A 24,779-nucleotide genomic window follows, 5' to 3' on the forward strand; every position below is an offset into this window, starting at 1 on the left:
GTTTTCCTCGCTTTACGCTTTTATCTTCAATATTGTAAATTTGCGCCATACCGTTGTGACTAATGTCTTAGGCTGGATTAAATTGACCTACGCCTAATTCGTTAGGCAGTTCTGATTTATGTTTTGCCAGAATCGCTTGAGGTGATACGGCTACGCGCAAGCCCATTTCGCTTTCTCTGCGAATAACTTCACCACGCAGTGAATTAGTAAATACATCTACCACTTTCACATCTACAAACTCGCCAATCATATCTGGCGTGCCTTCAAAATTTACCACACGATTATTTTCAGTACGGCCAGAAAGCTCCATTGGGTTTTTCTTAGATGGGCCTTCAACCAAAATGCGTTGCTCAGTACCCACCATATGTCGGGCAATGCGCAAGGCCTGTTGCGTAATACGTTGCTGTAGCAGGTGTAAACGCTGCTTTTTGGTTTCGTCGCTAACGTCATCGACGGCATCCGCTGCTGGCGTACCAGGACGAGCGCTGTAAATAAAGCTGAAGCTTAAATCGTAATCTACTGCTTGAATCAAATCCATGGTCGCTTCAAAGTCAGCATCGGTTTCGCCAGGAAAGCCAATAATAAAGTCGCTCGACAAGCTTATGTTCGGGCGAATCTTCTTAAGCTTACGCATTTTCGATTTGTACTCTAACGCAGTATGACCACGCTTCATCAAATTCAAAATACGATCTGAGCCACTTTGAACTGGAAGGTGCAAGTGATCAACCAACTCTGGAATGCCAGCATAAGCATCGATAATATCGTCAGTAAACTCAACCGGGTGTGACGTGGTATAACGAATTCGGTCGATTCCATCGATAGCAGCAACCAGCTCCAATAACTCAGAGAAACGGCAAACCGTGCCATCGTAGTGATCGCCTCGGTAGGCGTTTACGTTTTGCCCTAACAAGTTAACTTCACGAACCCCTTGACCAGCAAGTTGCGCAATTTCAAGCAGCACATCATCCACCGGGCGGCTTACTTCCTCACCGCGAGTGTACGGCACTACGCAAAATGTGCAGTACTTAGAACAGCCTTCCATAATGGAAACGAACGCAGTGGGGCCCTCAGCACGAGGCTCTGGTAGGCGGTCAAATTTCTCGATTTCAGGAAAGCTGATATCTATAACCGATTTAGCGCCACCTTGAAGCTGGTTGATCATTTCAGGCAGGCGATGCAAGGTTTGCGGACCAAAAACAAGATCGACAAATGGGGCACGTTGACGAATGGTGTCGCCTTCTTGTGATGCAACACAACCGCCTACACCAATAATAAGCTCAGGCTTATCTTGCTTTAGGTTTTTCCAACGACCAAGCTGATGGAATACTTTTTCCTGCGCTTTTTCGCGGATTGAACACGTGTTAAGCAAAATGATATCGGCTTCTTCAGCAGTGTCTGCCGCGGTGTAGCCATGCGTAGAGTCTAGTAAGTCTGCCATTTTATCCGAGTCGTACTCGTTCATCTGGCAGCCCCAGGTTTTGATATACAGCTTTTTAGTCATAACAACTATTCGTTAACCTGTTAAGTTGGTAAGTGGCTGGTGAAGAATAAAAAACGCTACAAGCAATAGGGTATATTGCCGCTTCACACAACGCAGTTACGTTGAGGATGTTCAAAATAGCCGCATATTTTACCTGTTATGCAGCTATATTCCCAGCGCATTACGATGATTACCGATTAATTAATTTCATCGGCTCGCTTTGCTCATGGCGCACTGCTGGTATTATCGAATATGAATGCCGTTTCTATGGCCATTTGGGGTAAAGACAAGGCAGTAGGCGACTCCTTTTAACATGCGCTTAATTTGTGTTACCCGCGGGTATTTTATATTCTGCACACAATTTAGAATGATCGATACCACTTAGAATAATAGTTACCACGGAGTACGAATGTACGATTTTTGCATTAATGGCGGCGGTATGGTGGGCGCTGCATTAGCCCTTGGGCTAGCGCAGCAACATTACCGCGTGGTAGTAATAGAGCCCAATCAGCCTCTGACTTTTGAGCCAGAGCAAGGCCCAGACCTGCGGGTTTCGGCCATTAGTGAAGCATCGGTAATCTTATTGAAAGCATTGGGTGCCTGGGAGAATATTGAAAATATGCGCTTAAAACCCTACGTGGGCTTAAGCGTGTGGGACAACCCCAAACACCGAACCGATTTTACTGCAAAAAGTATCGACGTACCCCAATTGGGTTACTTTGTCGAAAATCGCCTGTTGCAGCTCGGCTGTCATCAGGCCCTAGCTCAATACGATAACGTAACTGTTATTTTTAACGACCAAGTAGATAACATTTCGCTGTCATCAATAAACCCTCCAACTCCATCAAGCAATACAGCAGCCATCACCCAAACGAGTGATGCAGCCGTTGAAGGCTCTGTTGATAAGCCTAAAAGTGGCGAAGAATTTACGAGGGGGATAAATATAAATAATCAGAGTGTGTGTGTAACGCTGTCGTCTAGCACAAAAATTAACGCTAAATGGCTTATTGGGGCAGATGGCGCAAAATCCCAAGTTCGTCAGTTTGCCGGTATTGGCACGTCAGGTTGGCAATATGGCCAGCAAGCGATGGGCATTACCGTTAAAATGACAAAGGAAACCCAAGCTATCACTTGGCAGCAGTTTACGCCAACAGGGCCAAAAGCGTTTTTGCCTATGTTTGAGGAGTACGCATCGCTTGTGTGGTACAACTCTCCTGATGAGTTAAAACGCCTGAAAGGTCTTAACAGCACGCAGTTAAAAAACGAGGTTGTTGACGCTTTTCCTGATGAACTTACTCAAAACGAGAATGATTTCTCTATTATTGATAAGGCTGTATTTCCGCTTACTCGAATGCATGCCAGTGAATATGTGAAAGGACGAGTACTATTAATCGGCGATGCTGCCCATACCATTAATCCACTTGCTGGGCAGGGAGTGAATATCGGCTTCAGAGACGTTCAAGCCCTATTAGAGGTAACTGCCAAACACCATGATGTAATGTCCCCCGTTTTTTTTAATGCGTTGAAAAACGATTACGAGAAGCCGCGCAAACGGGACAACGTGGTAATGATGTCAGCAATGGATGGGTTCTATACCTTGTTTAGTAACGACATAGCCCCCATTAAGTGGTTAAGAAATAAGCTTCTTTCGGTGGCCGAACACGCAGGGCCAATTAAAAAAGAAGTGCTCAAATATGCTATAGGGATGCGTTAATGGAAGTTTTTATTTTACTTGCAGTTTTGTTTGCGGCGTTAGTTATTGTTGTTCCACTTTTAGAGCGCTCGAAAATGCGCATAAGTAACGATGACGCAGCAAAGTGGGCGAAGTGGATTTGGCCGCTAATGGGATTACTCTTAGTGGCACAGTTACTTAGGTTAGCGTTTTCGTAATGATTTAGTTTAAAGGCCATTCTGTTATGAGAGTCATTGTGTAGTAAAATCGGAAAGCACCTCATCAATCATTTTTTCAGTTTTATTGTTCTCAGTTTGCAATATTGCGATGGTTTAAGCTCTGGCGCCCTTTTTGCAAAACAGCATAATCAAAGAACAACGCCATGATTAAGCGCTACTAGATAACACGTAGAATATGCGTAGACACCGGGTTGTGTGATAAATGAATTGGAAAAATGCCAGTTTTTCATATGTTCGTTTTTTGCTTATTTCTCTGTTATTAACTACGTTTATTTAATAAGCTAGCACCCTGCATCCTCACAAAATAACTAAGTCACTGGGGCACGTCATGAAGCACTCTCACATTTTAGCGATATTATTACTGCTAATACCCTTCGTAAAGTCACATGCCGGCCTCATCAATATCGATGTTGTTGATAGAAGCGGTCTCTCTTCTTCACAAGAAAGTTTATTTGATGACGCCGTGAATTTCTGGGAGTCCGCCCTGATTGGCACTCAAGAAAACATAGACGTAAACATGCAAATTAACGCGACAGCGCCTGCAATTGATGGGCGGGGCGGGATATTAGGTCAAGCTGGTCCAAGAAGGGGCACGTTCTACGATGGGGGCGTGTACGTTACACAGGGCATTATGGAGTTTGATACTGCCGACTTAGGCGTGCTTGAAACGAGAGGTACGCTGCTTGATGTAATAGTGCATGAAATGGCCCATGTAATTGGTTTTGGTACGATTTGGAATTTTTTTGATAATCTATACGTTCAAAATTCTGGTGAGTACTTAGGTAAATATGCTTTGGCAATGTATCGAGAAGAATTTGATGCTGACGCAACGTTCGTACCAGTTGATATTGTAAGCGGAGTCGGAACGAGAAATAGTCACTGGGATGAAAACTGGTCCGGTGGAAGGTCTGACATAATGACTGGATTTCTTGAGGGCTCTACTACAGTGAGCAATACTACGTTGGCAGCATTTGCAGACATAGGCTATATAGTACGGCTTAATGACGGAAGAATAATTGGGGCCAACGCGCCCGCAACTCTCACACTTTTGTTGGTAGCTGGCGCGTTTCTAGTTCGCCGAAAAAAGTACTAATTTAAAAACAGCTTGGGATTAATATCCTCAATGGTTTGCGTCGTCACCTCATCTCGATAGCCTCTTTGTTCTAAAAGTGCTTTTAATTCGTTGCGTGTGGTGCATTGTTCGTGTTTAGCTAAGGCAATGGCTTCAATCAAACACGAAAGCTGCAAGGAAGATTGAGTGTCGGTCATGGCGAATTCTCTTTAATTTATAAATAAATCGTCACTGTGCCTCTCTCGTGATGCAGCACGGTGGCGGTGATTTTGCTTTCCTGTTTCTATAAAGTTTCGAATGATGCATCATGTTGCACGAAAAAAGTTCGCATATAGAGTGACTTTTTATGAGGCATAATCTCATATGATACCTAGTGTTGTATGAAGAACGGCTGCAAGTGGTTCACAATAAATAGGATGGTAAAGTCACGTCTTCATTTTTATCATATGTTATTACTACTTTAGTATTGAATATCTTCTATCCTCTGTGTTTTACTTCGCTGTGTAAGCGGTGCGGCAACATGTAAACTGCCTCTTGTGAATTTACTTTTAATAATAAAAATCTGACATCACAACGCGGGTTTTAGAGCTTAATGTAAAGCTCAGAATCAATATTAACAACAGCAGCGCTTTTCCGACAAATTGCATTTGTCTCAGTTTAGTTAAAGTAATTACCCTCAAATAAATTCGTATCGAAAACAACATCACACCAATAGTGCGCGGGCAATTCTGCGGACAATTTATGTGGTGACGTTAAGGGTTCGTTCATCTGTACACAATATCAACACCTACTCAAATTCAGGAATATCACAATGCAACAGGCAAAACATAGCGCTAGGTTTTTCAAGCTATCGATCATTGCAAGTGCGATGGCAGGGCTTGCCGTTTCTTCTTCAGTCTACGCACAGCAACAAGCTGCAGAGCTACCAAGTTCACAGCTTTCTAGTTCAGAGCCATCTGGTACAGAGCAAGCCAGTTTTGAACAAGAAGTAGAGCAAATACAGATAGTAGGCTCTCGTAGAGTAGGGCGCACTATTAATGACTCGCCAGTGCCTATTGACATTATTGATGCGTCGTCTATCGAAGCCACGGGTCTTACTGAAACCAATATGATCCTTAACCAGTTATTACCTAGCTTTAACTTTCCTCAGCCTTCTATTACAGACGGCACCGACCACGTGCGCCCAGCGCAACTTCGTGGCTTGGCTCCTGATCACACATTGGTATTGGTAAACGGCAAACGCCGTCATACCTCTGCGCTGTTAAATTTAAACGGTTCGGTAGGTCGCGGCTCTTCAGCAGTTGATTTGAACGCTATTCCCGCAAATGCGATTAAACGTATTGAAGTATTACGCGACGGTGCAGCGGCGCAATATGGTTCAGACGCCATAGCAGGGGTTATCAACATAGTGTTAAAAGATGCCAGTGATGGTGGTGATATTTCAGCAACCTATGGTGCAAACGTCACTACAATGGACGGTGTGCCAAACCTAGAAAGTGTTACCACCAATGCCCAAGGCGACTTAGCATTTAATACAGGCTCTGATAGAGAGCTCACCGACGGTCAAACCTTCACCTTGCGCGGCAATGTTGGCATCGAATGGGGCGACGACGGGTTTGTAAACGTGTCTGCAGAGTACCGCGACAGAGGTCAAGCAAATAGAGCAGACTTCGACCCCAGAGAAAATTATTCTCGTGATGCGAACGGAAACATCGACGAGAGAGAATTAACGGTTAATCGTTACAATCACGTGTACGGTAATGGTGAAGTTGAAGACTATGCGATATTCGTAAACGCAGGTAAGGCGCTTACCGACAGCATTGAGTTTTATGCTACTGCTGGGCTAAGCAGCCGTGATTCCCTAGGTGGCGGTTTTTACCGTCGCGCACAAGACAGCCGAAATATTCTAGACATTTATCCCAACGGTTTTTTACCGTCTATCCAAACCGATATCTCTGATATGTCACTAATTACTGGCATTAAAGGGTATGGCGATGTATGGAATTATGATTTGTCACTCACCCATGGTGGCAATGAATTGGAATACAGCGTTGTGAATAGCCTTAACACGTCTTTAGGCGCTAACAGCCCAACCAGCTTTAATGCGGGTACATTGGAATACAGCACCACTCTATTTAATGCCGACGCGTCTCGCCTTGTAGATACAGGCGTGTTTTACAGTGAAATGAATTTTGCTATGGGCGCTGAATATCGCCACGAAAGCTATGACATCACTGCTGGCGAAGAAAGCTCGTACATACAAGGCACGTTTGGGCCAGGCGGTGTAGTGACTGACCCAGTTGACGGACCTTTTGGTGCTGCGGGCTCTCAGGTATTTCCTGGTTTCACCCCTGCTTCAGCGGGAGACAACAGCCGAAATAACTACAGCATTTACGTAGATCTAGAAGCAGATGTAACAGAAAACTGGAATGTTGCGGTTGCCGGTCGTTTTGAAGATTATTCTGATTTTGGTAGTACATTTAACTGGAAAGTATCACAGCGATATACGCTAAGCGATGCTTTTGCACTTCGCGCATCGGTATCAACCGGTTTTCGCGCGCCATCATTACAACAGCAGTACTTTACCTCTGTGGCTACCACGTTTGTTGACGGAGAGCCTACTGAAACAGGCACATTCGCGCCGTCTAGTAATGTGGCACAAGCCCTTGGTAGCCCAGGTCTCGACGCAGAAGAGTCGAATAACTACAGTGCCGGTTTTACCTATTCACCCACTGCAGACTTCAACCTAACGGTTGATTTTTATCGCATTGATATTGACGACCGTATTGTGTTGTCAAACAACCTTTCCGGTCAAGCTATCGAAAGCCTGCTTGAAGGTACTGGTGCTACCCGCGCAAGGTTCTTCTTAAACGCCATTAATTCCAGAACAGAGGGTGTGGATATTGTTTCCACCTACACGCTGAATACCTCAGATTTTGGTGCATTTAATTTTAACGCTGGCGTTAACTTTAACGACAATGAAGTTACTGATATTTTGGATGCACCAGCAGTGCTTCAAGGGGCAGGTTTTGATCAAGGCAATTTATTCTCTGACGTAGAATTACGCCGCTTTGAGACGAGCGCTCCAGATAGTAAAGTAAACGTGGGCGTAACCTGGTCTTACGATATCTATACAACCACGCTGCGAACAACTCGCTATGGCGAGGTTGAAGACCCGTCATCGGTTGAAGCACGAAACGAAATAATACCCTCTGAGTGGATTACCGATCTTGATGTGCGCGTAGCTATCACCGACCAATTTGCCGTGTCGGTAGGTGCGAATAACATCTTTGATGTTTATCCTGAAGCAACGCGAGACCTAGTAGACGATGTCACAACGTTCTCGAATATATTCCCATATTCTAGTTTTTCGCCTTATGGTTTCACAGGGCGCTACGTATACGGCAGAGTATCCTATAGCTTCTAATGACTCCAAAAAAGCCTCACTACCAAAGCGTAGCGAGGCTTTTCGATGTATCGTTTACTATCGCTGTGTGCTTAAGGCACATTAACGCTCACTCTTATTACACGATTTTTTAACTAAATACTCTACGATTAACTGTTTTTGTCGAACGTGATATTGGCGCGGTGCTTGTCTACTAACGCAAAGTCCTCTTCAGGAATAAACGCGTCATAATCACGCTGCAGTTTTATCTGTGCTTCTTTACGTATTTTGCTTCGCCTAATTGCAGTAACGAAGTTACGCATTTCTTGATGGTTTGAAAGCGCGAGTTCTGGCACCTGCACTGGCGACCCTTTATCGTCTTTCGCTACCATGGTAAAAAAACTATTGTTGGTATGTTTAACGTTGTTGGTTTTAATATTTTCAGTGGTCACTTTGATACCGACTACAAGGGATGTATTGCCAACAAAGTGCACTGTGGCATCTAAATGCAATAAATCTCCCACTTCAACAGGTTGTAAGAATTCTACGCCATCTACGGTAACCGTAACGCAATACGCTCCGGCGTGTTTACTCGCGCATGCATAAGCCACCTTGTCCATAAGCGATAAAATAATACCGCCATGCACTTTTCCGCCAAAATTTGCGTATGAGGGCACCATGAGTTCGGTTAACCGAGTTCGAGAAAATGCAACATTGCGAAGGTTCATGCTCTACCTTATTGTCAGTGAACAAAACAAGTGACCAAAACGATCGGATAAGTAAAACGCGCGTATTATCACTGGTAGCAGATGTAGTTATAACACTGGCGAAGTTTGGTCGATTTACTGGTCACGATTTTTCTGTTTAGGGAACGCCCCAGAGTCTACAATAAATAAACTAACAATATTTGTGAAGGAGTGGTTTTGTCTTCAACACACTTTTATCAACCGAAAGACGGACATGGCTTAGCCCACGATCCGTTTAATGCTATTATTGCCCCTCGTCCTATTGGTTGGATTTCTACGCAATCTGCTCAAGGTATTCTTAATGTAGCGCCCTACAGTTTTTTTAATGCCTTGAATTACACGCCGCCAATTATCGGCTTTTCTAGTGTGGGTGATAAAGATACGCTTAATAATGCTAGAGACACCGGAGAATTTTGTTGGAACCTGGTATCTAAGCACCTCGTGAATGCTATGAATGAAACGAGCAAACCCCTGCCTCCTGAAGAAAGCGAGTTTTCAGCATCCGGTTTAGGCACCGCTAGCGGTCTGGTTATTTCGGTTCCGCGAGTAAAGGAAAGCTTAGTGTCGATGGAGTGCAAGGTGACCGACATCACTCAGCTTAAAACCGCTGAAGGTGAACGAGTGAACAGCTGGTTTATTATGGGGGAAGTGGTTGGTGTGCATATCGATACATCACTTATTGAAGATGGCGTTTACAAAACGTTGAAGGGTCAACCCGTAATGCGCGGCGGCGGTGCGGGTGACTATTTTTCTATTAGCGACAGTAACTACTTTGAATTGCGTCGACCGGACGCAAAGTAACGGCACGCTGTATTGGCGCTAGCGAAAAGTGCAAACTAGAAACCGTAGATAGGGTAAGAAGTAGCATGTTGAATATGAATTTTGATGAGCGAATGGTTATTGATACAACGCCAATGCCATGGCAAGCATCGCCATCGACTACAGTTTGGCGTAAACCGTTAGAACGAGAAGCGAAAGAGTCGGGGCACACTACCAGTGTGGTTAAGTATGAAGCTGGCGCAAGTTTCACTGAGCATGGCCACCCCTACGGTGAAGAGATTTTTGTTTTAGAGGGTGTGTTTTCCGATGAGCACGGCGATTACCCTGCAGGTACGTATTTACGTAATCCACCAGGCAGTAAGCACAGCCCGTTTAGTGAAGAGGGATGTACAATACTGGTCAAATTAAACCAGTTTGACCAGCGCGATCGGCAAGAAGTTAGGGTAGATACACACAATACGCCATGGCTACAGGGGCAGGGCGGACTTCAGGTAATGCCTTTACACAATTTTGAACACGAGCATGTTGCGTTAGTTAAGTGGCCTGCCAAAGAAGTGTTTAAGCCCCATAGGCACTTTGGTGGTGAAGAGATATTTGTGCTGTCTGGTACGTTTAAGGATGAAGCGGGTGAATACCCCACAGGTACCTGGATGCGAAATCCGCATATGAGTCAGCATCATCCGTTTGTTGATGAAGAAACCGTGATTTGGGTGAAAACAGGGCATTTGCCAGTCGCGTTATAGCTGCCATTAGGTCGAAGGTTACTAACACTGCCAAGCTTTAGCATCGTCATGCTCTGGCACAGTGGTACCATCGTTCATACAATGCCGGTCAAACACAATAAAAAGGCTCTATGTTGTGTCAGCATAGAGCCTTTTTCCTTTGAACTATATTGCTTTTGAAGAATGGCCTATAAATTAATGCAATGCCATAACGGCCTATTTCCAAATGCCGTCTTCAGACTTACCTTGAATTTCACAGTCGCCGGTTTTGTATTCTACCGTTTCTCCGCTGTCTTTCTTTTTAAAGTAATCTTTGCTGATAGAAACGATGGTAGGCGTCATCCAAACAATGGCAATAATGTTGATTACCGTCATAAGCCCTAACGCCATATCGGCCATGGCCCACACTTGAGGCAGTGCTGCTTGTGCGCCCCAGTAAATCATGCCTAAATACCCAATGGTGTAAGCTGCGCGTCCTGCGCGGTTATCTAGTTTAAACATGTGTAGGTTACTTTCACCGTAGGCATAGTTTGCTACTACTGAGGTAAACGCAAATAAGCTTATCGCCGCTGCAACAAAGTCTGTACCGCCTTCGCCTAAGTGACTGCTCATGGCATCTTGGGTTAGCCGTATGCCTTCCATTTGTTCTGAGCTAGAGCCGCCAGCAAGTAAAATGATAAACGCGGTAGACGTACATAAAATCATAGTATCTAAAAATACGCCTAGCATTTGTATATAACCTTGAGACACGGGGTGATTAGGGTTTGGCGCTGCACTTGCCGCTGCGTGAGGTACCGAGCCACTGCCGGCCTCGTTTGAATAAAGACCTCGTTGTATTCCGTTTTTAATGGCAGCACCAAGAGCACCAGCCCCTGCTTCTTGAAGACCAAAGGCCGACGTTATAATGTCTAGCAGCATGGCAGGTAATTCGGTTATGTTAATAAAGGTAATGGTAAGAGCAACAAGCACGTACCCAATTCCCATAAACGGCACAACAAACTCTGCGAATCGGGCTATACCGCGTAAACCGCCTACGACAATGAGTGCGGCGAGCAAAATAATCGCTATGCCTACATATTCGCTTTCAAACGCATAGGCGTTGTTTAGCGCATCGGTAATAGTGTTAGCCTGTACGGCACTAAATACAAAGCCGTAACCAAAAAATAGGCATAAAGAGAAGGCAACGGCTAGCCAAGTTTTGTTTAACCCTTGTTTTATGTAGTAAGCCGGTCCGCCGCGAAATTCGCCGTTCTCGTCTTTTACTTTGTATAGCTGCCCAAGAACGCTTTCAGCAAAGCCGGTGGCCATACCTAATAACGCTATCATCCACATCCAAAATATAGCCCCAGATCCACCAAGGGAAATGGCCACAGCAACTCCCGCAAGGTTACCTGTGCCAACGCGGGCCGATAAACTAGTGCATAACGCTTGAAACGAGCTGATACCTTCCGCGTTAGACGTTTTACTGTTTTTAAGTAAAGCAAACATATGGCCAAAGTGCCTTAACTGCACGCCGCCTAGTTTTACCGTAAACCAGATACCGCACACTAGCAGCATAATTATGAGAACTTGGCCGTCGCCCCATAATATATTATTCACAAATGAAACGAATTCGTTTATCACGCATTTTCCTTCGTTATTATTGAACTAATGATGTTACAAAATACATGGCTGCAAATACTTAATTCAGGCTTGAAAACTACCTGTGTTTCAGCGGTATTTTACAAGTGCTCAGCTTACCGGAAGCACTGGCGAGCGCCTTGAAGTATCGAAACCTAGAGTTGATTCAGAACAAATAGTCTCATTAAGTTGGGTTTTTAGTCGCTCACAAAAGCGCGTGTAGTTACAGCGTCTAATTTAGAGAAGTCGGTAATACTAGCACGACATAAACACAAATGAAGCCATAAAAGTGGCAGTTGTTATGATGAATTATGCATAACTTAAGAAAAAGTATGCAAAAAGAGAAGGGCGTATTTATTTCAGGCAACAAAAAACCGCCCAATACAAAGCGGTTTTTCACAATATGGCTGGGATAGCAGGACTCGAACCTACGAATGGCGGGATCAAAACCCGCTGCCTTACCAACTTGGCTATATCCCAATAGGTAGGTAAAAAGTGGTGGCTACGGCGAGATTCGAACTTGCGACCCCATCATTATGAGTGATGTGCTCTAACCAACTGAGCTACGTAGCCTTTCTTTTGCAAACTATTAAAAAGCCGCTCGTGTGAGCGGCTCTTTAGAATTTGGCTGGGGTAGCAGGACTCGAACCTACGAATGACGGGATCAAAACCCGTTGCCTTACCAACTTGGCTATACCCCAAATGGTGCGGAAGGAGAGACTTGAACTCTCACGCCGTGAAGCACTGGAACCTAAATCCAGCGTGTCTACCAATTCCACCACTCCCGCATAGACACTAGCTGTTACAAAGTTGGCTGGGGTAGCAGGACTCGAACCTACGAATGACGGGATCAAAACCCGTTGCCTTACCAACTTGGCTATACCCCAACTTTGGTGCGGAAGGAGAGACTTGAACTCTCACGCCGTGAAGCACTGGAACCTAAATCCAGCGTGTCTACCAATTCCACCACTCCCGCTTAGCTAGACATTCCTAAAAGAGATGGTGAGAAGTGGTGGCTACGGCGAGATTCGAACTTGCGACCCCATCATTATGAGTGATGTGCTCTAACCAACTGAGCTACGTAGCCTTTTATACTTCTCTTCCCTCTCAGGAAGTGGCGCGTATTATGCGTATATGACTCGCACCCGTCAACCCCTTTTTTGCTAACTTTTTTTAAATGGTTAATATGTGCGCGCGGTCGTTCGAATTACATGCAAAACGCGGCGAATTTGACCAACCTGTCGGTTAAAAGTGGTCAATATCTCGAAAATTACTCATTTAATTATGTCGTTAGGGTGTAAGCGTTGCTTTTGTTTTGTAATAACAAATATCAACAGGTCTTGGTGTATATACCTTGTCGTGAAAAAAGGGATTATTCAACAATCTTCCCGTGTTAGTCCGCGATAGATATTCATCGTGCTCTGGCTGCTGAATATAATAGTTAGGATGATTATTGCTGTGGACTAAGGCCCGTCCAATTTTACTGCTATCGGTAACCTCTTGAATAACTCCGCCATATTGGGCATCTCCTCGCGGCAGTTTTTGTAGCGCGGACATTCCGCTTACCACTCTGCCAATGACTGACATATTTCTGTCTAAATGACGAGGTGCTTGTCCAATGACAATATAAAATTCAGTTGATGCAGTATCTTTTTCATTACTACGGGCAAAGGCAACGGTGCCGGGGCAGTGCAGGCCCCACATTTCGTTACGTTCTTCATCGATTCCCACCGCAAATCCATCTAAAAACCCGGTTTTAGGAGCAAAGATATCACGGGTTTCAACCACGCTGGCGTCTTGCAACAACGGACGTGTAAATTCAGCGGTAATGTCAGTTAACAGCGCTGGTGCAATCCTTTCTTTGTCATGGGTATCATTACTGCCTGCCTGTGCCACAAAACCATCTACTACCCGATAAAAATACTGTTTATCGTAAAAGCCTGACTTTATAAGGGCTTTAAAACGCTCGACATGTTTTGGCGCTAGACTAGGGTTAAGCGCAATGACCACGTCGCCATATACCGTAGTAAAAGTAACGGTATCTTCTGAAGGCACTTTGTACCAGTGATTACTGCTGCCGTTCATCAGTGCCACGGGATTGGCAGCGCTATGTGCTGTAGCGCTGAATATTAAGGCTAAGACAATTGTGGAGGCCACCATGAATAAGATTGAGCGAAAGCGTACTAAGAATGATCTGTTCGCAGCATTGAGCAAAGAATAGTTTACTCGCTGCCTTTTATGGAGACAGTTTGATTGCGTAGCGGAGTACATCGGGATACCTATTAATGTTCAATATACGTGTTATGTCAGTAGTGCAATGCTGCAACAAATAAAAAAGCCACTCTTAAGAATGACTCAAGAGTGGCTTGTTGTCGAGCTTTTACAAGATGCTTATGTGAAGGCATTCTTATAAAAAAATGCTTACACGTTAAACCTGAAGTGAATAACGTCGCCGTCTTTAACAATGTACTCTTTACCTTCTAAGCGCCATTTACCCGCGTCTTTAGCGCCTTGCTCACCGTTGTGCTGTACAAAGTGGTCATAACTTACGATTTCGGCACGAATAAAGCCTTTCTCAAAGTCAGTATGTATTTTACCCGCCGCTTGCGGTGCGGTGGAGCCTTCAGGGAAAGTCCATGCGCGGACTTCTTTTACACCGGCAGTGAAGTAAGTCTGCAACGTCAATAGTTCGTAACCAGAGCGAATTACGCGATTTAGACCGGGCTCTTCTAACCCCATGTCTTGCATGAATTCTTCGCGCTCGTCATCTTCAAGTTCGGCAATGTCCGACTCTATAGCAGCACAAACGGCAACTACTGTCGCGTTTTCGGCTTGTGCAATTTCACGTACTTTATCGAGATAAGGATTGTCTTCAAATCCTTCTTCATTCACGTTAGCAATGTACATGGTCGGCTTAAGCGTAAGCAGGTTCATGTAGCTAACTGCTGCGTGTTCTTCTTTTGTGAGCTCTACAGAGCGCAGTAATACACCCTCGTCTAAATAAGGCTTAATTTTTTCAAGCACCTTCATTTCAAATTTCGCATCACTGTCGCCGCCTTTAGCGCGTTTTGCCACACGATGAAGTGCTTTTTCTGTTGTTTCTAAGTCTGAAAGTGCAAGTTCGGTATTAATAACGTCAATATCGTCTTGCGGGCTTACGCGACCAGCAACATGAACAATGTTTTCATCGTCAAAACAGCGTACAACATGACCAATAGCGTCTGTTTCACGAATGTTTGCTAGAAATTTGTTGCCTAGGCCTTCACCTTTCGAAGCACCCTCAACCAACCCAGCGATATCAACGAATTCCATTGTTGTTGGAATAACACGCTGAGGGTTTACAATTTTTGCCAACTTATCCAAGCGAAGGTCTGGCACAGGAACAACGCCAGTGTTTGGTTCGATAGTACAAAACGGAAAGTTTGCCGCTTCAATACCTGCTTTTGTTAATGCATTAAAAAGTGTTGATTTACCTACATTCGGTAGGCCAACAATACCGCATTTGAAACCCATGGTATGGATCCTTGTCTGGAAAAGTTATATCTGGCTTACACTCATGCTTTATGGGCATGGAGTCGATTTTGTGCTTGCTTTAGGTCGTCTTTCAGCAAGATTTCGGTGCAGCGTACCGCTTCATCAACAGCGCTTTCAATGGCCGTTTTTTCCTCTGCTGAAGGCTTACCAAGAACATGTCCTGTCACTCGGCTCTTATGTCCGGGGTGACCGATGCCTATTCGCAAGCGAAGAAAATTTTTATTATTACCCATTCTTGCCACAATATCGCGAACACCGTTCTGACTTGAGCTGCCGCCAACTTTATATTTGGCTACTCCCGGAGGTAGGTCCAGCTCATCAAAGGCCACTAAAATTTGTTCTGGTTCTATTTGGTAAAAATTCGCTAACGCTGCAACTGCTTGACCACTTTTATTCATAAAAGTAGTAGGGTATAGCAATCTAATATCTTTACCAGCAATAGTAATACGAGCGGTTCTTCCAAAGAACTTGGATTCAGGTTTTAGCGGGGTATTGTAGGTGTCAGCAAGCTGGTTAAGGAACCATTCGCCGGCATTGTGTCGGGTATTTTCATATTCGGGGCCTGGATTACCCAGACCCACGATAAGGCGAATATCAGCCAAGAGGATTATTCCTCTGTAGCTTCTTCACCGTCTTCATCTGTTTCGGCAGCTTTAGGAGCTGGCTTAACAGTCACAACAGCTAGGTCGTGAGCTTCGTCGTTTTTACCAAGCTCAACAGATTTAACACCTGCTGGTAAAGTAATGTCAGACAAATGAAGTGTTTGGTCCATTTCAACGTTAGCAATGTCTACTTCGATGAACTCTGGAAGATCTTTAGGCTGACACGTCACTTCGATTTCGTTTACGTGGTGCTCTGCAATACCGCCTGCTTTAATAGCAGCAGATTTGCCTTCGTTAATGAAGTGAATTGGAACGTTAGTGTGAACGTCTTGACCAGCAATTACACGTTGAAAATCGATATGTGTAATTTTTGGCTTGTACGGGTGACGTTGCATATCTTTTACTAGTACTTCAGTCGCTTTACCGTCTACGTTCAATGTAAGAACGTGAGAGTAAAATGCTTCAAAGTCAGCAGAGTTGTTCACTTTGTTGTGATCAAGCGTAATAGATACCGGCGCTTCTTCACCACCGTAGATAATACCAGGAAGCTTATCTTCGCGACGTAGGCGGCGGCTCGCACCTTTCCCTAGGTCTGTACGAACAGTAGCGTCTAGGTTGAAAATTGAATCAGACATTGTATGTCTCCAATACTAAGTAAATGATGTGAGTTTTTGCGACCAAAACCCACTGTTAACGCGCTATTGACCAACGTATGAGATATCAAGTAAAAACAAAAGATACGTCAAAATTTGTTAATTAGGTAACCAATAGTCCACGACCGCTATTTTCAGCGGCGGCGAATTCTACCACCGCGCATCTTAACTTACAATTGTAGAGGCCGTAAAAAAGCGCCTCGAAGGGCGCTTTCATTTTGGTCATTTGCACATGTAATGACACTAAGCCGATAAATACAAAGCCTAGACTGTTAGAATCATTTACACTCCGCTATCGGGTTAGTACTACACGATAGTGTGCTTTGCCTTCACGCAAGCGTTCAACCGCTTCATTGATTTGGTCAAACCTGAAGGTTTCAGTGACTGGCTCAATCCCGTGCTGCTCTGCAAAATCTAGCATGGTTTTGATGGTCGCTGGGCTGCCTACAGGAGAACCCGAAACGCTTTTTTGGCCGCCGATAAGATTAAAGGCACCAATATCCAGCGGTTCTAAAGTAGCCCCTACAAAATGCAAACGACCTTTTGGGGCAAGCGTAGATAAATACAGGTTCCAATCAAGTTTTACATTGACTGTTGAAATGATGAGGTCGAAGCGACCTTCCGCTTTCTTTATTTCATCTTCATCGCGGCTATTGATGGTATCGTGAGCCCCTAGTTCATGGGCTTCTTTTTTCTTAGACTCACTTGAGGTGAAAGCCACGACTTTACAGCCCCAGGCATTTAAAAACTGCAGTGCTAAATGACCTAAGCCACCAATTCCCACAACACCAACGTGAGAAGTAGGTTTAATATCAAATTGAACAAGAGGGTTAAATACAGTTATACCACCGCAAAATAACGGGCCAGCTTTGGTTGCATCGAGTTTTTCGGGTAATGGCACTACCGCGCGAGCTTGGGCACGCACTTTTTCTGCGAAACCGCCGTGTCGACCACCAATCGTCATGGTCGCTTGCTGACACAAGTTATGATCGCCTTCTTCGCAGGTACGACAGCTGTTGCAGTACCCGGCATGCCAACCAAGACCAACCCGTTGTCCAATCTGTAAAGAGGTGACGTGAGTACCTACTTTGCTAATGGTACCTACTACTTCATGACCTGGTACGAATGGGTATTCAGTAAATCCCCATTCATTGTCGAGCATACTTAAATCGCTATGGCAAATGCCGCAACTCTCTACATCAATTTCAACGTCATGACTGGCTAATTCCCCAGGATCGTATTCAAACTTTTCTAGCTTTCCACCGGGTTCGTTTGCTGCATATGCGTTTATCATTGCGTTCATCCTTAATTACATTTGTTTAATAACTTTATTTAGTAAGAATGATTACGCTTTAATTGACGTTACGATCAGTACGCACTCATTATTACGTGCTCATTCGGTCAGTATTATTACTGTGTTTCAACTCGATTAATGACTTTACTGGTATCGAGTACTTTAACGTTATGCACATCTAACACGGTGCCAAATTGTGTAATGGTCATCATTTCGGGTTTGGTCACGCCCTTAATTTCAACGATAAGACCATTTTGATGATAATCCTCATCTAAACCGTGTAGCGTAAATCGGTCGCCGTTTTCAGTAATAAACGCAAAAAAGCCGCCTTCTAATTCTTTGTAAATAATGCTGCCTTTCAAAGTGACACTTTCATTAACGCTCACTTCTTTAGCTTCAGCTTGTGTTACTGGCTCCGCTTGTAATTCAGTGGGGGCATTCTCCTGCGCCTTCGTGTTGTCTGTTTTCCCGTCTTCTTTTTCGTACATTGTCGACTCTACTTTTTTACCTTCGTCTGTACAAGCCGATAAACTGAGCGCTGCGGCTAAGATGATAAGTGCATAGGGGACTTTGGCGTTGATAGTTCTTATTTTCATAGGTACATCCTTTGTTTTTAGTAAAGATAAACCCTTCTGATAGAGATTAAAAGCGCCGCAATCAAAAGACTTTATGACAATGTTACAGGCGAAGGCGCATACTTATTTGCGTTTTTCATAGCACTGCGGCTTCTTTTCACCTTACAGGTCATGACGATAAAGTAGTAAGGGTATATGCTGTTTGTTTGACTTTATTCTAAACACTATCGAGGTTTACATGAAAACAATTGGCTACGCAGCGCATTCTTCAGATGCCCATATGGAACCGTATCATTTCGAACGCAGAGCATTGCGCGACAATGATGTGGCCATTGAGATCTTATACAGCGGAGTGTGCCACTCTGACCTGCACACGGTAAATGGTGATTGGGGGCCTCAACCTTATCCATTAGTACCTGGGCACGAAATAGTGGGTAAAGTGATTGATATTGGTTCAGACGTGACTGACTACAGTGTTGGCGATCACGTTGCCGTCGGTTGTATGGTTGATAGTTGTCAAACGTGTGACCAATGCGAGCACAGTGAAGAACAATACTGTCGTAACGGCATGACGCCCACCTATGGTGCGCCAGATAGAATTTCTGGCGAAACCACTCAAGGTGGCTACTCCAAACATATTGTGGTTCGCCAAGAATTTGTTTTGCGGGTACCGAAGGCGTTAGATATTGCTAAAACTGCGCCTATTCTATGTGCTGGCATCACTACCTATTCACCGCTTAAAACCTGGGGTGTAAAAGCAGGCAGTCGAGTAGGTGTTATTGGAATGGGCGGTCTAGGGCACATGGCAGTGAAATTGGCTGTAGCCATGGGCGCCAAAGTGACTGTTATCTCACGTTCAGATTCTAAAGCGAAAGATGCGAAATCAAGTGGCGCTGACGGTATTTTGGTATCAACAGACAAAAAGGCGATGAAAGAAGCTGCGTCAACGTTCGATTTAATTATTGATACTGTTCCAGTGAAGCATTCTTTAGATCAGTACACGCCGCTGCTTGATATTGACGGTACTTTGGTAATCGTGGGTCAAATAGGACCTATGGAAGAGTCTATGACTGCGCCGTTAGTACTGGGCCGACGCCGCGTTGCGGGTTCGCTTATTGGCGGTATAAAAGAAACTCAAGAAGTATTAGATTTTTGCGCTGAACACGGTATTCACCCTGAATGCAAAGTGATAAAAGCAGAGCAAGTAAATGAAGCCTTCGATCATTTGAGGGCCGGTGATGTAGCGCATCGCTTTGTTATTGATATGGCAAGCTTATCTGTATAGCACTTTCGCTATAACGGTTTCATTATCTTTATATAAAAACCTTTATATAAAACGCCGGCCGCTAGCGCCGGTGTTTTTGTATCAATGTCGTTCCACTCACTCGGCCACCATCTCATCTCCCAATTAGCGCCTTTTCATACTGTGTATTGCGCTAGTAAGTGAGTAGGTAAGTGATCCGTCATCTTTGTGTCATACGAGCGTCATAGCATTAAGTATTACTTGTTTTATTTGTATAAATTATGTCAATTAATGACCCTCAAGTTGCAGGTCGACGCACCTTTTCAAAACACGACAGCTGGCAGCGTTGGTTACTGTTGGCTCTATTAGTCTACGTGATGCTGCTTGCGGTAAGCATGATAGGCAGTGGTTTTAAATATGCTACTGGCGAGCACGCTAGAGAATTGTTTAGTTTTGCGTCTAATCCTATTATGGGGCTCATCATTGGCATGGTGTCTACCGCGCTTATTCAATCATCTAGTACGGTAACCTCGATTATTGTAGGTATGGTGGCAGGTGGCCTTCCCATTACAATAGCCATACCTATGATGATGGGGGCGAATATTGGTACTAGCATTACCAATACATTGGTGAGCTTAGGTCATATCGCTCGCAAAGATGAATTTCAGCGTGCTTTTAATGCCGCTACTATTCACGATTTTTTTAACGTTATGTCTGTACTTATATTTCTACCCCTGGAAATGGCTTTTGGTATTTTAGAATATCTTAGCGGTGAAATTGTATCGCTGTTTAATACTTCACAGTCGTTGTCACTTGAAGGAGTGAACCCTATAAAGGCGGCTACTCAACCAGTAACTGATGTGGTGACCAATTTACTTCAATTCTTACCTTCCATCTATCCAGGCGTGGCTAAAATTATCATTGGGATTGGCCTTATCATGCTGTCGATAACCTATATGGGTAAAATAATGAAGTCTCTCATGGTGGGTAAAGCAAAAGAGCTGCTGCATAAAAGCATTGGGAAAGGGCCTATTTCAGGTATTACTTCCGGTGCAGTAATGACAGTGCTTGTGCAGTCATCATCTACCACTACCTCTCTTATGGTGCCGTTGGTAGGCAGCGGTATTTTAAAAGCGCGCGATATTTATCCATTTACCCTTGGCGCTAATATCGGCACGTGCATTACTGCGCTTATTGCCGCGTTGGGTGTCGTCGGTGTGAACAGTGGGTTTGCTCTTCAAATTGCGCTAGTTCACTTAATTTATAACGTGCTGGGCGTAACGGTTATTTACGGCATACCGATATTGCGGGAAATTCCCCTTAATCTGTCATACCGATTATCGGTGGTGGCGGCGGAGCAAAAGCTCTACGGTGCTGCTTATATTGGTGGGCTGTTCTTCATTTTACCGTTAGGTGCCATATTTACTACTATGTGAGATGTTAGGCATTGATACCTGAGTACAAACTAAAAAGTTAAAGCTTACATGCACTGCCTATGAGGAGTGCTCACTTGAAGGGCTCACATGAAAAGAGAGAGCCATCCCGCGTTACTTAACATATAGAAAAACCACGTATTTCGTTATATGGTGATGTGAAATTCACAGCAACACTGCTTTTTATGAATCACGATATGAATTTAGTTTTTGTACATGGCTCTGGCTGTAGTCATCACGTCTGGTCACATCAGGTCTCTTTTTTTAAAAATAGTGTTGCTGTGGACCTGCCTGGTCGCCCAGAGGGCGATGCACTGTTAAGTGTTACTGCTATGTCGCAATGGTTATTAACTACCTTAGAAAAGCAAAATTTACATAATGTAGTGCTGGTGGGGCATTCCTTAGGAAGTGCTGTGGCTTTGCAAGCGGCGCTGGCACATTCAAGCAGAGTAAAGGCACTAGTGTTAATTGGTGCTGGTGCCAGGTTAAAAGTGTTGCCTCAGTTCTTAAGTGCGCTAACTGAAATAGTAGAGAAGAAGGGGCCACTGCCAGCATTTTTACTTACACCCAATGAAGGGATAGATGAGCCGCTTAGAACGCAAATAAATACCGCTATGGTGGAAAACGGCGCTGCTGTCATGCTGACGGACTTTCTAGCCTGTAACGATTTCGATGTGATGGATAAATTAAGCAGCATCACAATACCGGTGCAATTGATAGTAGGGAGCGAAGATGTGATGACGCCCGTTAAATATTCGCACTTTCTAAACGAGCACCTGCCGAGCGCGAGTCTCTGTATTATTGATGGCGGTACGCATATGACGTTTGCCGAACGGCCTACCAAAGTGAATGAATGCATACAGCAGTTTATTGGCAACTTAACCTGATTGTTTCCCTCTAAAATGATTGCACCGAGCAATCAAGCTGTTTATTATTTTTGAGTTATGACCTATCTGTCAAAGAGGCGAGGGAAAAGCGTCGTGCCTAAACGTGAAAAGTTGCCTAAAAAAATCAATATAAACAGTAGCGTGCTCCTATTTTTTGCTACTACCGCACTGGTTTTATTTCTTATTGTTACCATTTTGCGCTTTTGAACCTCAGGCGTTCGCGCAGCGTTGTTTGTGAGTTATAACCGTGTTGTTCAGAAATTGAGGAGGTTGGCGGCGTAATGTTACCTTACAGAATAGCGATGTTGTGCGTTTTTATTCCTTTTATTGCCGTACACACAACACTCACAATAGGCGTATCCGTAGGAAACCTAGAGCCGTGCAACCCTTATTGGGCAGATTGCCATTCCATTAGTGCTACGGGCAGACAATACCCAGAGTTTTTCGTTTTTAAAGCGCTGCTCATACCTACTGCGGTAATAATGAGTGCCTATTGGTTGTTGCTCTATCAATGGATTCAGGGCATATCAGAAGGTGTTTTCAAACCAAAAGTAATCGTGCTAATGGGGCTAACGGCCAGTATTGCCTTGGTTATTTATACTGTAACCTTGGGAGCGGAGGGCAACGCATATGCGCTTGCAAGACGGATTGGTGTCATCTTTTATTTTGCATTTAGCGCGTTTGCGCACTTACTTCTGCTTGGTTTCTTAGACAAGATTGATACGTATCGATTGGGAATGGTTGCCGAGCAGAATCGGTTAAGTATCAGCGCGACGATATTGATTGTTACCGCCATCATCAGTGCGATGCTTGGCTATGTCTATCCTGATGTTTGGGATAGGTGGGAAAATGCTTACGAGTGGTGGTTCTCATTATTGATGATAAGCATGTTTTACCAGGTAGGAAGAATGTGGAAAAAAACGGAATTTACAATGTGCTTATCGGTTAAGCGTTAAATTTGGTACCGTTTCACGCTTTTGTGCTAAAACGAGCGCTTGAGTTGTAGGCTCCATTCCCACGTGTTTATGGTGTCGCCGTTTGTTATCGGCTTAGCGACATCGATGTGCACTACGCCGGAATTACTCGCTTTATTAGAGAAAAGCCTCGCCCCAATTCCAACGCTGCTCAATAATGACGGGTCTTCATTTAGCTGGGCTTGCTCGCCGTTGAATGCTCTACCGGCATCGGCAAATGCCGCAAAGCCGACCTCAAAAATTTGGTAAATACTGTAATTGGTATAAAGGCGTATTTCAGCACTGGAAGAAATACGATGATTGCCGTGTTGATATTGGTTTGGAAAGCCGCGAACGCCATTGGCATCGTCAATAACAATGGGGCGGTCAAGAAATTGCCCCTTTGAAAATGTGGAGTGCAGTCGCGCATAAAACCCGATAAGCGTCGATGGTCTAAAAAAGTATTCTGCACCCGTATCAAGACGTATAAAGTCGCTAACGCCGGCATTAGTGATAGCATTGAGCGAGCCACTTAGCATAAGTAGTTGCATCTCACTTAACAGGATGCCCTTTCTGACATCCACATTAGCATGCAACCCTACGCCACTTTCTTCATTTTCAATCTCTACGCCTAGTCGTGAAATAAAGCGTATACCTAAGTTGATATCTTCCGGTTGATTAATGAGATAAATGTCCTTCATTACCGTGATGTCACGCTCAGCATACTCCAGACTTACCCATGGATAGAAAAAATCACGAGATTGTGGCACTAAAGAGGGGGCTGCCGAAGGACTTTGGGGGGCAAGGGCGAAGGTTGCTTTATCGTAGGTCATGCCTAGTGTGAGTCGTGTAGTCAGTTCATTGCTCGACAGTAAGCTCCATCCGTATGCCGCAGTGAATTCTTGCGCATCGAGTTGATAACTATTGCGGGTCTGGTTATTTTGAAAAATATCATCTTCTCGCGAAATGTGACTGGCTCTTAAAAAGTAGCTGTTTTGTGTGTTTAAATGATAAAAGGGTTTATCGAATACGATATTGTATATTTCACCGTCGTCATTATCTTCTAGTCTCAACGACAGGTTCGCATGACGCACCCAAGGCACAATTGAAGAAAAGGCGAGTTGGTACCCACTTCTTTGTTCATCCTGAGTGTAGCGTGCGGTTGTGCGTATGCCTAATCCCAATAAATTGTCTTCTCTCACCCCAATGAGTACATTATTCTCACCGCCACTTCGACTAAAAGAGAGTGTGGGTATTAATGACCAGTTGTCATAGGTTTCAATATTGAGGTCAATCGCGTCATCTTGACAGTTATTCACAGTAGTTATTTCTGCATTCGCTAAAAAACGTTGTGCTCGTAATATTGCTTCCGCTTCAATGATGTCTTCTTGCGTTATTTCGTCGCCTTCATCAAAAGTCAGCCTATCGCGAATAATCACTGGTTTGGTCACAATGTGTAATGCATTAGCCCATTTATGCAAAAAAATACTGTCGGCTGCGTCTTCATCAAAGATGGGGTTACGGCTAAGGTTTATTGTATTAACCGTGCGCTTTTGTGACGTGTGGTCGGGACATTTTTGTTGAGCGTCTAGAACGGTTTGGCCGATGGCTTGTGAACAAAAAAGGCAAAGCAACAAAGCGCCGCAATATTCCAGCCACCGATGACTAATCTGAGTATGTGAAAAAACCGTGATTTTTGTCGTCATAGTAGTATTGCAATTAGTTAGGAAGCCACGTTTCATGAAGGGGCACATTCTATTTTGGCAATTTTGTAATGTCGGTGCCAACGCATCAACTGCGTCTTACTTCTAAAATACTAATAATAGTAATCTAAACCCTTATTTATTGTAATTAGGAAATGTCATAATCCTTCGAGGGTTTTTGCCAGA

Annotated in this window: 21 protein-coding genes and 7 tRNA genes; 10 read left to right on the forward strand and 18 right to left on the reverse strand. The window is 44.2% G+C overall.

Annotated elements, in window-relative coordinates; all coding sequences use genetic code 11:
* Positions 1-67: 67 nt before the first annotated feature.
* On the reverse strand, positions 68-1,501 hold the full coding sequence (gene miaB / locus ACOJR9_RS07280; RefSeq protein ID WP_420935642.1) for a tRNA (N6-isopentenyl adenosine(37)-C2)-methylthiotransferase MiaB: 1,434 nt from the start codon (positions 1,499-1,501) through the stop codon (positions 68-70).
* Between the two features lie 388 nt (positions 1,502-1,889).
* On the opposite strand from miaB, the gene ACOJR9_RS07285 reads away from it, so the two are divergent.
* The 3 genes from ACOJR9_RS07285 to ACOJR9_RS07295 all read left to right on the forward strand — a co-directional run bounded on the left by ACOJR9_RS07285 (position 1,890) and on the right by ACOJR9_RS07295 (position 4,484).
* On the forward strand, positions 1,890-3,194 hold the full coding sequence (locus ACOJR9_RS07285) for an FAD-dependent monooxygenase (protein ID WP_420935643.1): 1,305 nt from the start codon (positions 1,890-1,892) through the stop codon (positions 3,192-3,194).
* Positions 3,194-3,370, forward strand: coding sequence for a hypothetical protein (locus ACOJR9_RS07290; protein ID WP_420935644.1), 177 nt, complete (start codon positions 3,194-3,196; stop codon positions 3,368-3,370). The genes ACOJR9_RS07285 and ACOJR9_RS07290 overlap by 1 nt, the downstream gene beginning before the upstream one ends.
* Before the next feature lie 349 nt (positions 3,371-3,719).
* A complete protein-coding gene (locus ACOJR9_RS07295) occupies positions 3,720-4,484 on the forward strand; it encodes a leishmanolysin-related zinc metalloendopeptidase (protein ID WP_420935645.1) in 765 nt (254 codons plus the stop codon).
* Here the strand turns inward: ACOJR9_RS07295 and ACOJR9_RS07300 are convergent.
* Positions 4,481-4,660 (reverse strand): hypothetical protein, encoded by a 180-nt coding sequence (locus ACOJR9_RS07300; RefSeq protein WP_420935646.1) that lies wholly within the window; start codon positions 4,658-4,660, stop codon positions 4,481-4,483. The genes ACOJR9_RS07295 and ACOJR9_RS07300 overlap by 4 nt on opposite strands.
* A gap of 614 nt (positions 4,661-5,274) precedes the next feature.
* On the opposite strand from ACOJR9_RS07300, the gene ACOJR9_RS07305 reads away from it, so the two are divergent.
* Positions 5,275-7,890, forward strand: coding sequence for a TonB-dependent receptor plug domain-containing protein (locus ACOJR9_RS07305; protein ID WP_420935647.1), 2,616 nt, complete (start codon positions 5,275-5,277; stop codon positions 7,888-7,890).
* Between the two features lie 128 nt (positions 7,891-8,018).
* Here ACOJR9_RS07305 and ACOJR9_RS07310 read toward each other — a convergent pair whose 3' ends face one another.
* Positions 8,019-8,576 (reverse strand): acyl-CoA thioesterase, encoded by a 558-nt coding sequence (locus ACOJR9_RS07310; protein WP_420935648.1) that lies wholly within the window; start codon positions 8,574-8,576, stop codon positions 8,019-8,021.
* A 195-nt stretch (positions 8,577-8,771) separates the two neighbouring features.
* On the opposite strand from ACOJR9_RS07310, the gene ACOJR9_RS07315 reads away from it, so the two are divergent.
* Positions 8,772-9,395, forward strand: coding sequence for a flavin reductase family protein (locus ACOJR9_RS07315; RefSeq protein ID WP_420935649.1), 624 nt, complete (start codon positions 8,772-8,774; stop codon positions 9,393-9,395).
* 65 nt (positions 9,396-9,460) lie between these two features.
* Positions 9,461-10,117 carry a cupin domain-containing protein gene (locus ACOJR9_RS07320; protein ID WP_420935650.1) on the forward strand — a complete coding sequence of 219 codons (657 nt, stop codon included), beginning with the start codon at positions 9,461-9,463 and terminating at the stop codon, positions 10,115-10,117.
* 195 nt (positions 10,118-10,312) lie between these two features.
* On the opposite strand, the gene ACOJR9_RS07325 is transcribed toward ACOJR9_RS07320, so the two are convergent.
* The 14 genes from ACOJR9_RS07325 to ACOJR9_RS07390 all read right to left on the reverse strand — a co-directional run bounded on the left by ACOJR9_RS07325 (position 10,313) and on the right by ACOJR9_RS07390 (position 18,395).
* Entirely contained in the window at positions 10,313-11,719 is a 1,407-nt protein-coding gene (locus ACOJR9_RS07325; protein ID WP_420935651.1) for an alanine/glycine:cation symporter family protein, read from the reverse strand.
* A gap of 401 nt (positions 11,720-12,120) precedes the next feature.
* A tRNA-Gln gene (locus ACOJR9_RS07330) sits at positions 12,121-12,196 on the reverse strand.
* Positions 12,197-12,212: 16 nt separating this feature from the next.
* Positions 12,213-12,289 (reverse strand) — tRNA-Met (locus ACOJR9_RS07335).
* Positions 12,290-12,341: 52 nt separating this feature from the next.
* Positions 12,342-12,417 (reverse strand) — tRNA-Gln (locus tag ACOJR9_RS07340).
* A 2-nt stretch (positions 12,418-12,419) separates the two neighbouring features.
* Positions 12,420-12,504: transfer RNA gene (locus tag ACOJR9_RS07345), tRNA-Leu, on the reverse strand.
* 23 nt (positions 12,505-12,527) lie between these two features.
* Positions 12,528-12,603, reverse strand: a tRNA-Gln gene (locus tag ACOJR9_RS07350).
* A 4-nt stretch (positions 12,604-12,607) separates the two neighbouring features.
* Positions 12,608-12,692, reverse strand: a tRNA-Leu gene (locus ACOJR9_RS07355).
* Positions 12,693-12,726: 34 nt separating this feature from the next.
* Positions 12,727-12,803: transfer RNA gene (locus ACOJR9_RS07360), tRNA-Met, on the reverse strand.
* Positions 12,804-13,006: 203 nt separating this feature from the next.
* A complete protein-coding gene (locus tag ACOJR9_RS07365; RefSeq protein ID WP_420935652.1) occupies positions 13,007-13,876 on the reverse strand; it encodes a peptidylprolyl isomerase in 870 nt (289 codons plus the stop codon).
* Positions 13,877-14,137: 261 nt separating this feature from the next.
* Entirely contained in the window at positions 14,138-15,229 is a 1,092-nt protein-coding gene (ychF, locus tag ACOJR9_RS07370; protein ID WP_420935653.1) for a redox-regulated ATPase YchF, read from the reverse strand.
* Between the two features lie 41 nt (positions 15,230-15,270).
* On the reverse strand, positions 15,271-15,852 hold the full coding sequence (gene pth, locus ACOJR9_RS07375; RefSeq protein ID WP_420935654.1) for an aminoacyl-tRNA hydrolase: 582 nt from the start codon (positions 15,850-15,852) through the stop codon (positions 15,271-15,273).
* Between the two features lie 5 nt (positions 15,853-15,857).
* Positions 15,858-16,487, reverse strand: a complete 630-nt coding sequence (locus ACOJR9_RS07380; protein ID WP_420935655.1) for a 50S ribosomal protein L25/general stress protein Ctc — start codon at positions 16,485-16,487, stop codon at positions 15,858-15,860.
* Positions 16,488-16,797: 310 nt separating this feature from the next.
* Positions 16,798-17,799, reverse strand: a complete 1,002-nt coding sequence (gene ahr / locus ACOJR9_RS07385; RefSeq protein ID WP_420935656.1) for an NADPH-dependent aldehyde reductase Ahr — start codon at positions 17,797-17,799, stop codon at positions 16,798-16,800.
* Between the two features lie 116 nt (positions 17,800-17,915).
* Positions 17,916-18,395, reverse strand: a complete 480-nt coding sequence (locus ACOJR9_RS07390) for a ribose-phosphate pyrophosphokinase (protein WP_420935657.1) — start codon at positions 18,393-18,395, stop codon at positions 17,916-17,918.
* 217 nt (positions 18,396-18,612) lie between these two features.
* Between ACOJR9_RS07390 and ACOJR9_RS07395 the strand changes: the two genes are divergently transcribed.
* The 4 genes from ACOJR9_RS07395 (at position 18,613) to ACOJR9_RS07410 (ending at position 22,893) form a co-directional block, all read left to right on the forward strand.
* Positions 18,613-19,659, forward strand: a complete 1,047-nt coding sequence (locus tag ACOJR9_RS07395; protein WP_420935658.1) for an NAD(P)-dependent alcohol dehydrogenase — start codon at positions 18,613-18,615, stop codon at positions 19,657-19,659.
* Positions 19,660-19,898: 239 nt separating this feature from the next.
* The gene (locus ACOJR9_RS07400) at positions 19,899-21,053 is read left to right on the forward strand and encodes a Na/Pi symporter (protein ID WP_420935659.1); all 1,155 of its coding nucleotides are present in this window, start codon (positions 19,899-19,901) and stop codon (positions 21,051-21,053) included.
* A gap of 194 nt (positions 21,054-21,247) precedes the next feature.
* On the forward strand, positions 21,248-21,937 hold the full coding sequence (locus ACOJR9_RS07405; protein ID WP_420935660.1) for an alpha/beta fold hydrolase: 690 nt from the start codon (positions 21,248-21,250) through the stop codon (positions 21,935-21,937).
* 281 nt (positions 21,938-22,218) lie between these two features.
* Positions 22,219-22,893: a hypothetical protein gene (locus tag ACOJR9_RS07410; protein WP_420935661.1), complete on the forward strand. Its 675-nt coding sequence runs from the start codon at positions 22,219-22,221 to the stop codon at positions 22,891-22,893.
* Between the two features lie 26 nt (positions 22,894-22,919).
* Here ACOJR9_RS07410 and ACOJR9_RS07415 read toward each other — a convergent pair whose 3' ends face one another.
* Positions 22,920-24,596 carry an outer membrane protein assembly factor gene (locus ACOJR9_RS07415; protein ID WP_420935662.1) on the reverse strand — a complete coding sequence of 559 codons (1,677 nt, stop codon included), beginning with the start codon at positions 24,594-24,596 and terminating at the stop codon, positions 22,920-22,922.
* Positions 24,597-24,779 lie beyond the last annotated feature (183 nt).

This window comes from Alteromonas ulvae (assembly GCF_048987005.1).
In the GTDB taxonomy this organism is placed as follows: domain Bacteria; phylum Pseudomonadota; class Gammaproteobacteria; order Enterobacterales; family Alteromonadaceae; genus Alteromonas.

What these genes read in the sequence shown, in the direction of transcription:
- ychF (WP_420935653.1), bottom strand. Translation starts at nt 15,229, where the DNA reads ATGGGTTTCAAATGCGGTATTGTTGGCCTACCGAATGTAGGTAAATCA.
- ACOJR9_RS07310 (WP_420935648.1), bottom strand. Translation starts at nt 8,576, where the DNA reads ATGAACCTTCGCAATGTTGCATTTTCTCGAACTCGGTTAACCGAACTC.
- ACOJR9_RS07380 (WP_420935655.1), bottom strand. Translation starts at nt 16,487, where the DNA reads ATGTCTGATTCAATTTTCAACCTAGACGCTACTGTTCGTACAGACCTA.
- ACOJR9_RS07365 (WP_420935652.1), bottom strand. Translation starts at nt 13,876, where the DNA reads ATGGTGGCCTCCACAATTGTCTTAGCCTTAATATTCAGCGCTACAGCA.
- ahr (WP_420935656.1), bottom strand. Translation starts at nt 17,799, where the DNA reads ATGATAAACGCATATGCAGCAAACGAACCCGGTGGAAAGCTAGAAAAG.
- ACOJR9_RS07395 (WP_420935658.1), top strand. Translation starts at nt 18,613, where the DNA reads ATGAAAACAATTGGCTACGCAGCGCATTCTTCAGATGCCCATATGGAA.
- miaB (WP_420935642.1), bottom strand. Translation starts at nt 1,501, where the DNA reads ATGACTAAAAAGCTGTATATCAAAACCTGGGGCTGCCAGATGAACGAG.
- ACOJR9_RS07400 (WP_420935659.1), top strand. Translation starts at nt 19,899, where the DNA reads ATGTCAATTAATGACCCTCAAGTTGCAGGTCGACGCACCTTTTCAAAA.
- ACOJR9_RS07320 (WP_420935650.1), top strand. Translation starts at nt 9,461, where the DNA reads ATGTTGAATATGAATTTTGATGAGCGAATGGTTATTGATACAACGCCA.
- ACOJR9_RS07410 (WP_420935661.1), top strand. Translation starts at nt 22,219, where the DNA reads ATGTTACCTTACAGAATAGCGATGTTGTGCGTTTTTATTCCTTTTATT.
- ACOJR9_RS07390 (WP_420935657.1), bottom strand. Translation starts at nt 18,395, where the DNA reads ATGAAAATAAGAACTATCAACGCCAAAGTCCCCTATGCACTTATCATC.
- ACOJR9_RS07290 (WP_420935644.1), top strand. Translation starts at nt 3,194, where the DNA reads ATGGAAGTTTTTATTTTACTTGCAGTTTTGTTTGCGGCGTTAGTTATT.
- ACOJR9_RS07305 (WP_420935647.1), top strand. Translation starts at nt 5,275, where the DNA reads ATGCAACAGGCAAAACATAGCGCTAGGTTTTTCAAGCTATCGATCATT.
- ACOJR9_RS07405 (WP_420935660.1), top strand. Translation starts at nt 21,248, where the DNA reads ATGAATTTAGTTTTTGTACATGGCTCTGGCTGTAGTCATCACGTCTGG.
- ACOJR9_RS07295 (WP_420935645.1), top strand. Translation starts at nt 3,720, where the DNA reads ATGAAGCACTCTCACATTTTAGCGATATTATTACTGCTAATACCCTTC.
- ACOJR9_RS07415 (WP_420935662.1), bottom strand. Translation starts at nt 24,596, where the DNA reads ATGACGACAAAAATCACGGTTTTTTCACATACTCAGATTAGTCATCGG.
- ACOJR9_RS07285 (WP_420935643.1), top strand. Translation starts at nt 1,890, where the DNA reads ATGTACGATTTTTGCATTAATGGCGGCGGTATGGTGGGCGCTGCATTA.
- ACOJR9_RS07300 (WP_420935646.1), bottom strand. Translation starts at nt 4,660, where the DNA reads ATGACCGACACTCAATCTTCCTTGCAGCTTTCGTGTTTGATTGAAGCC.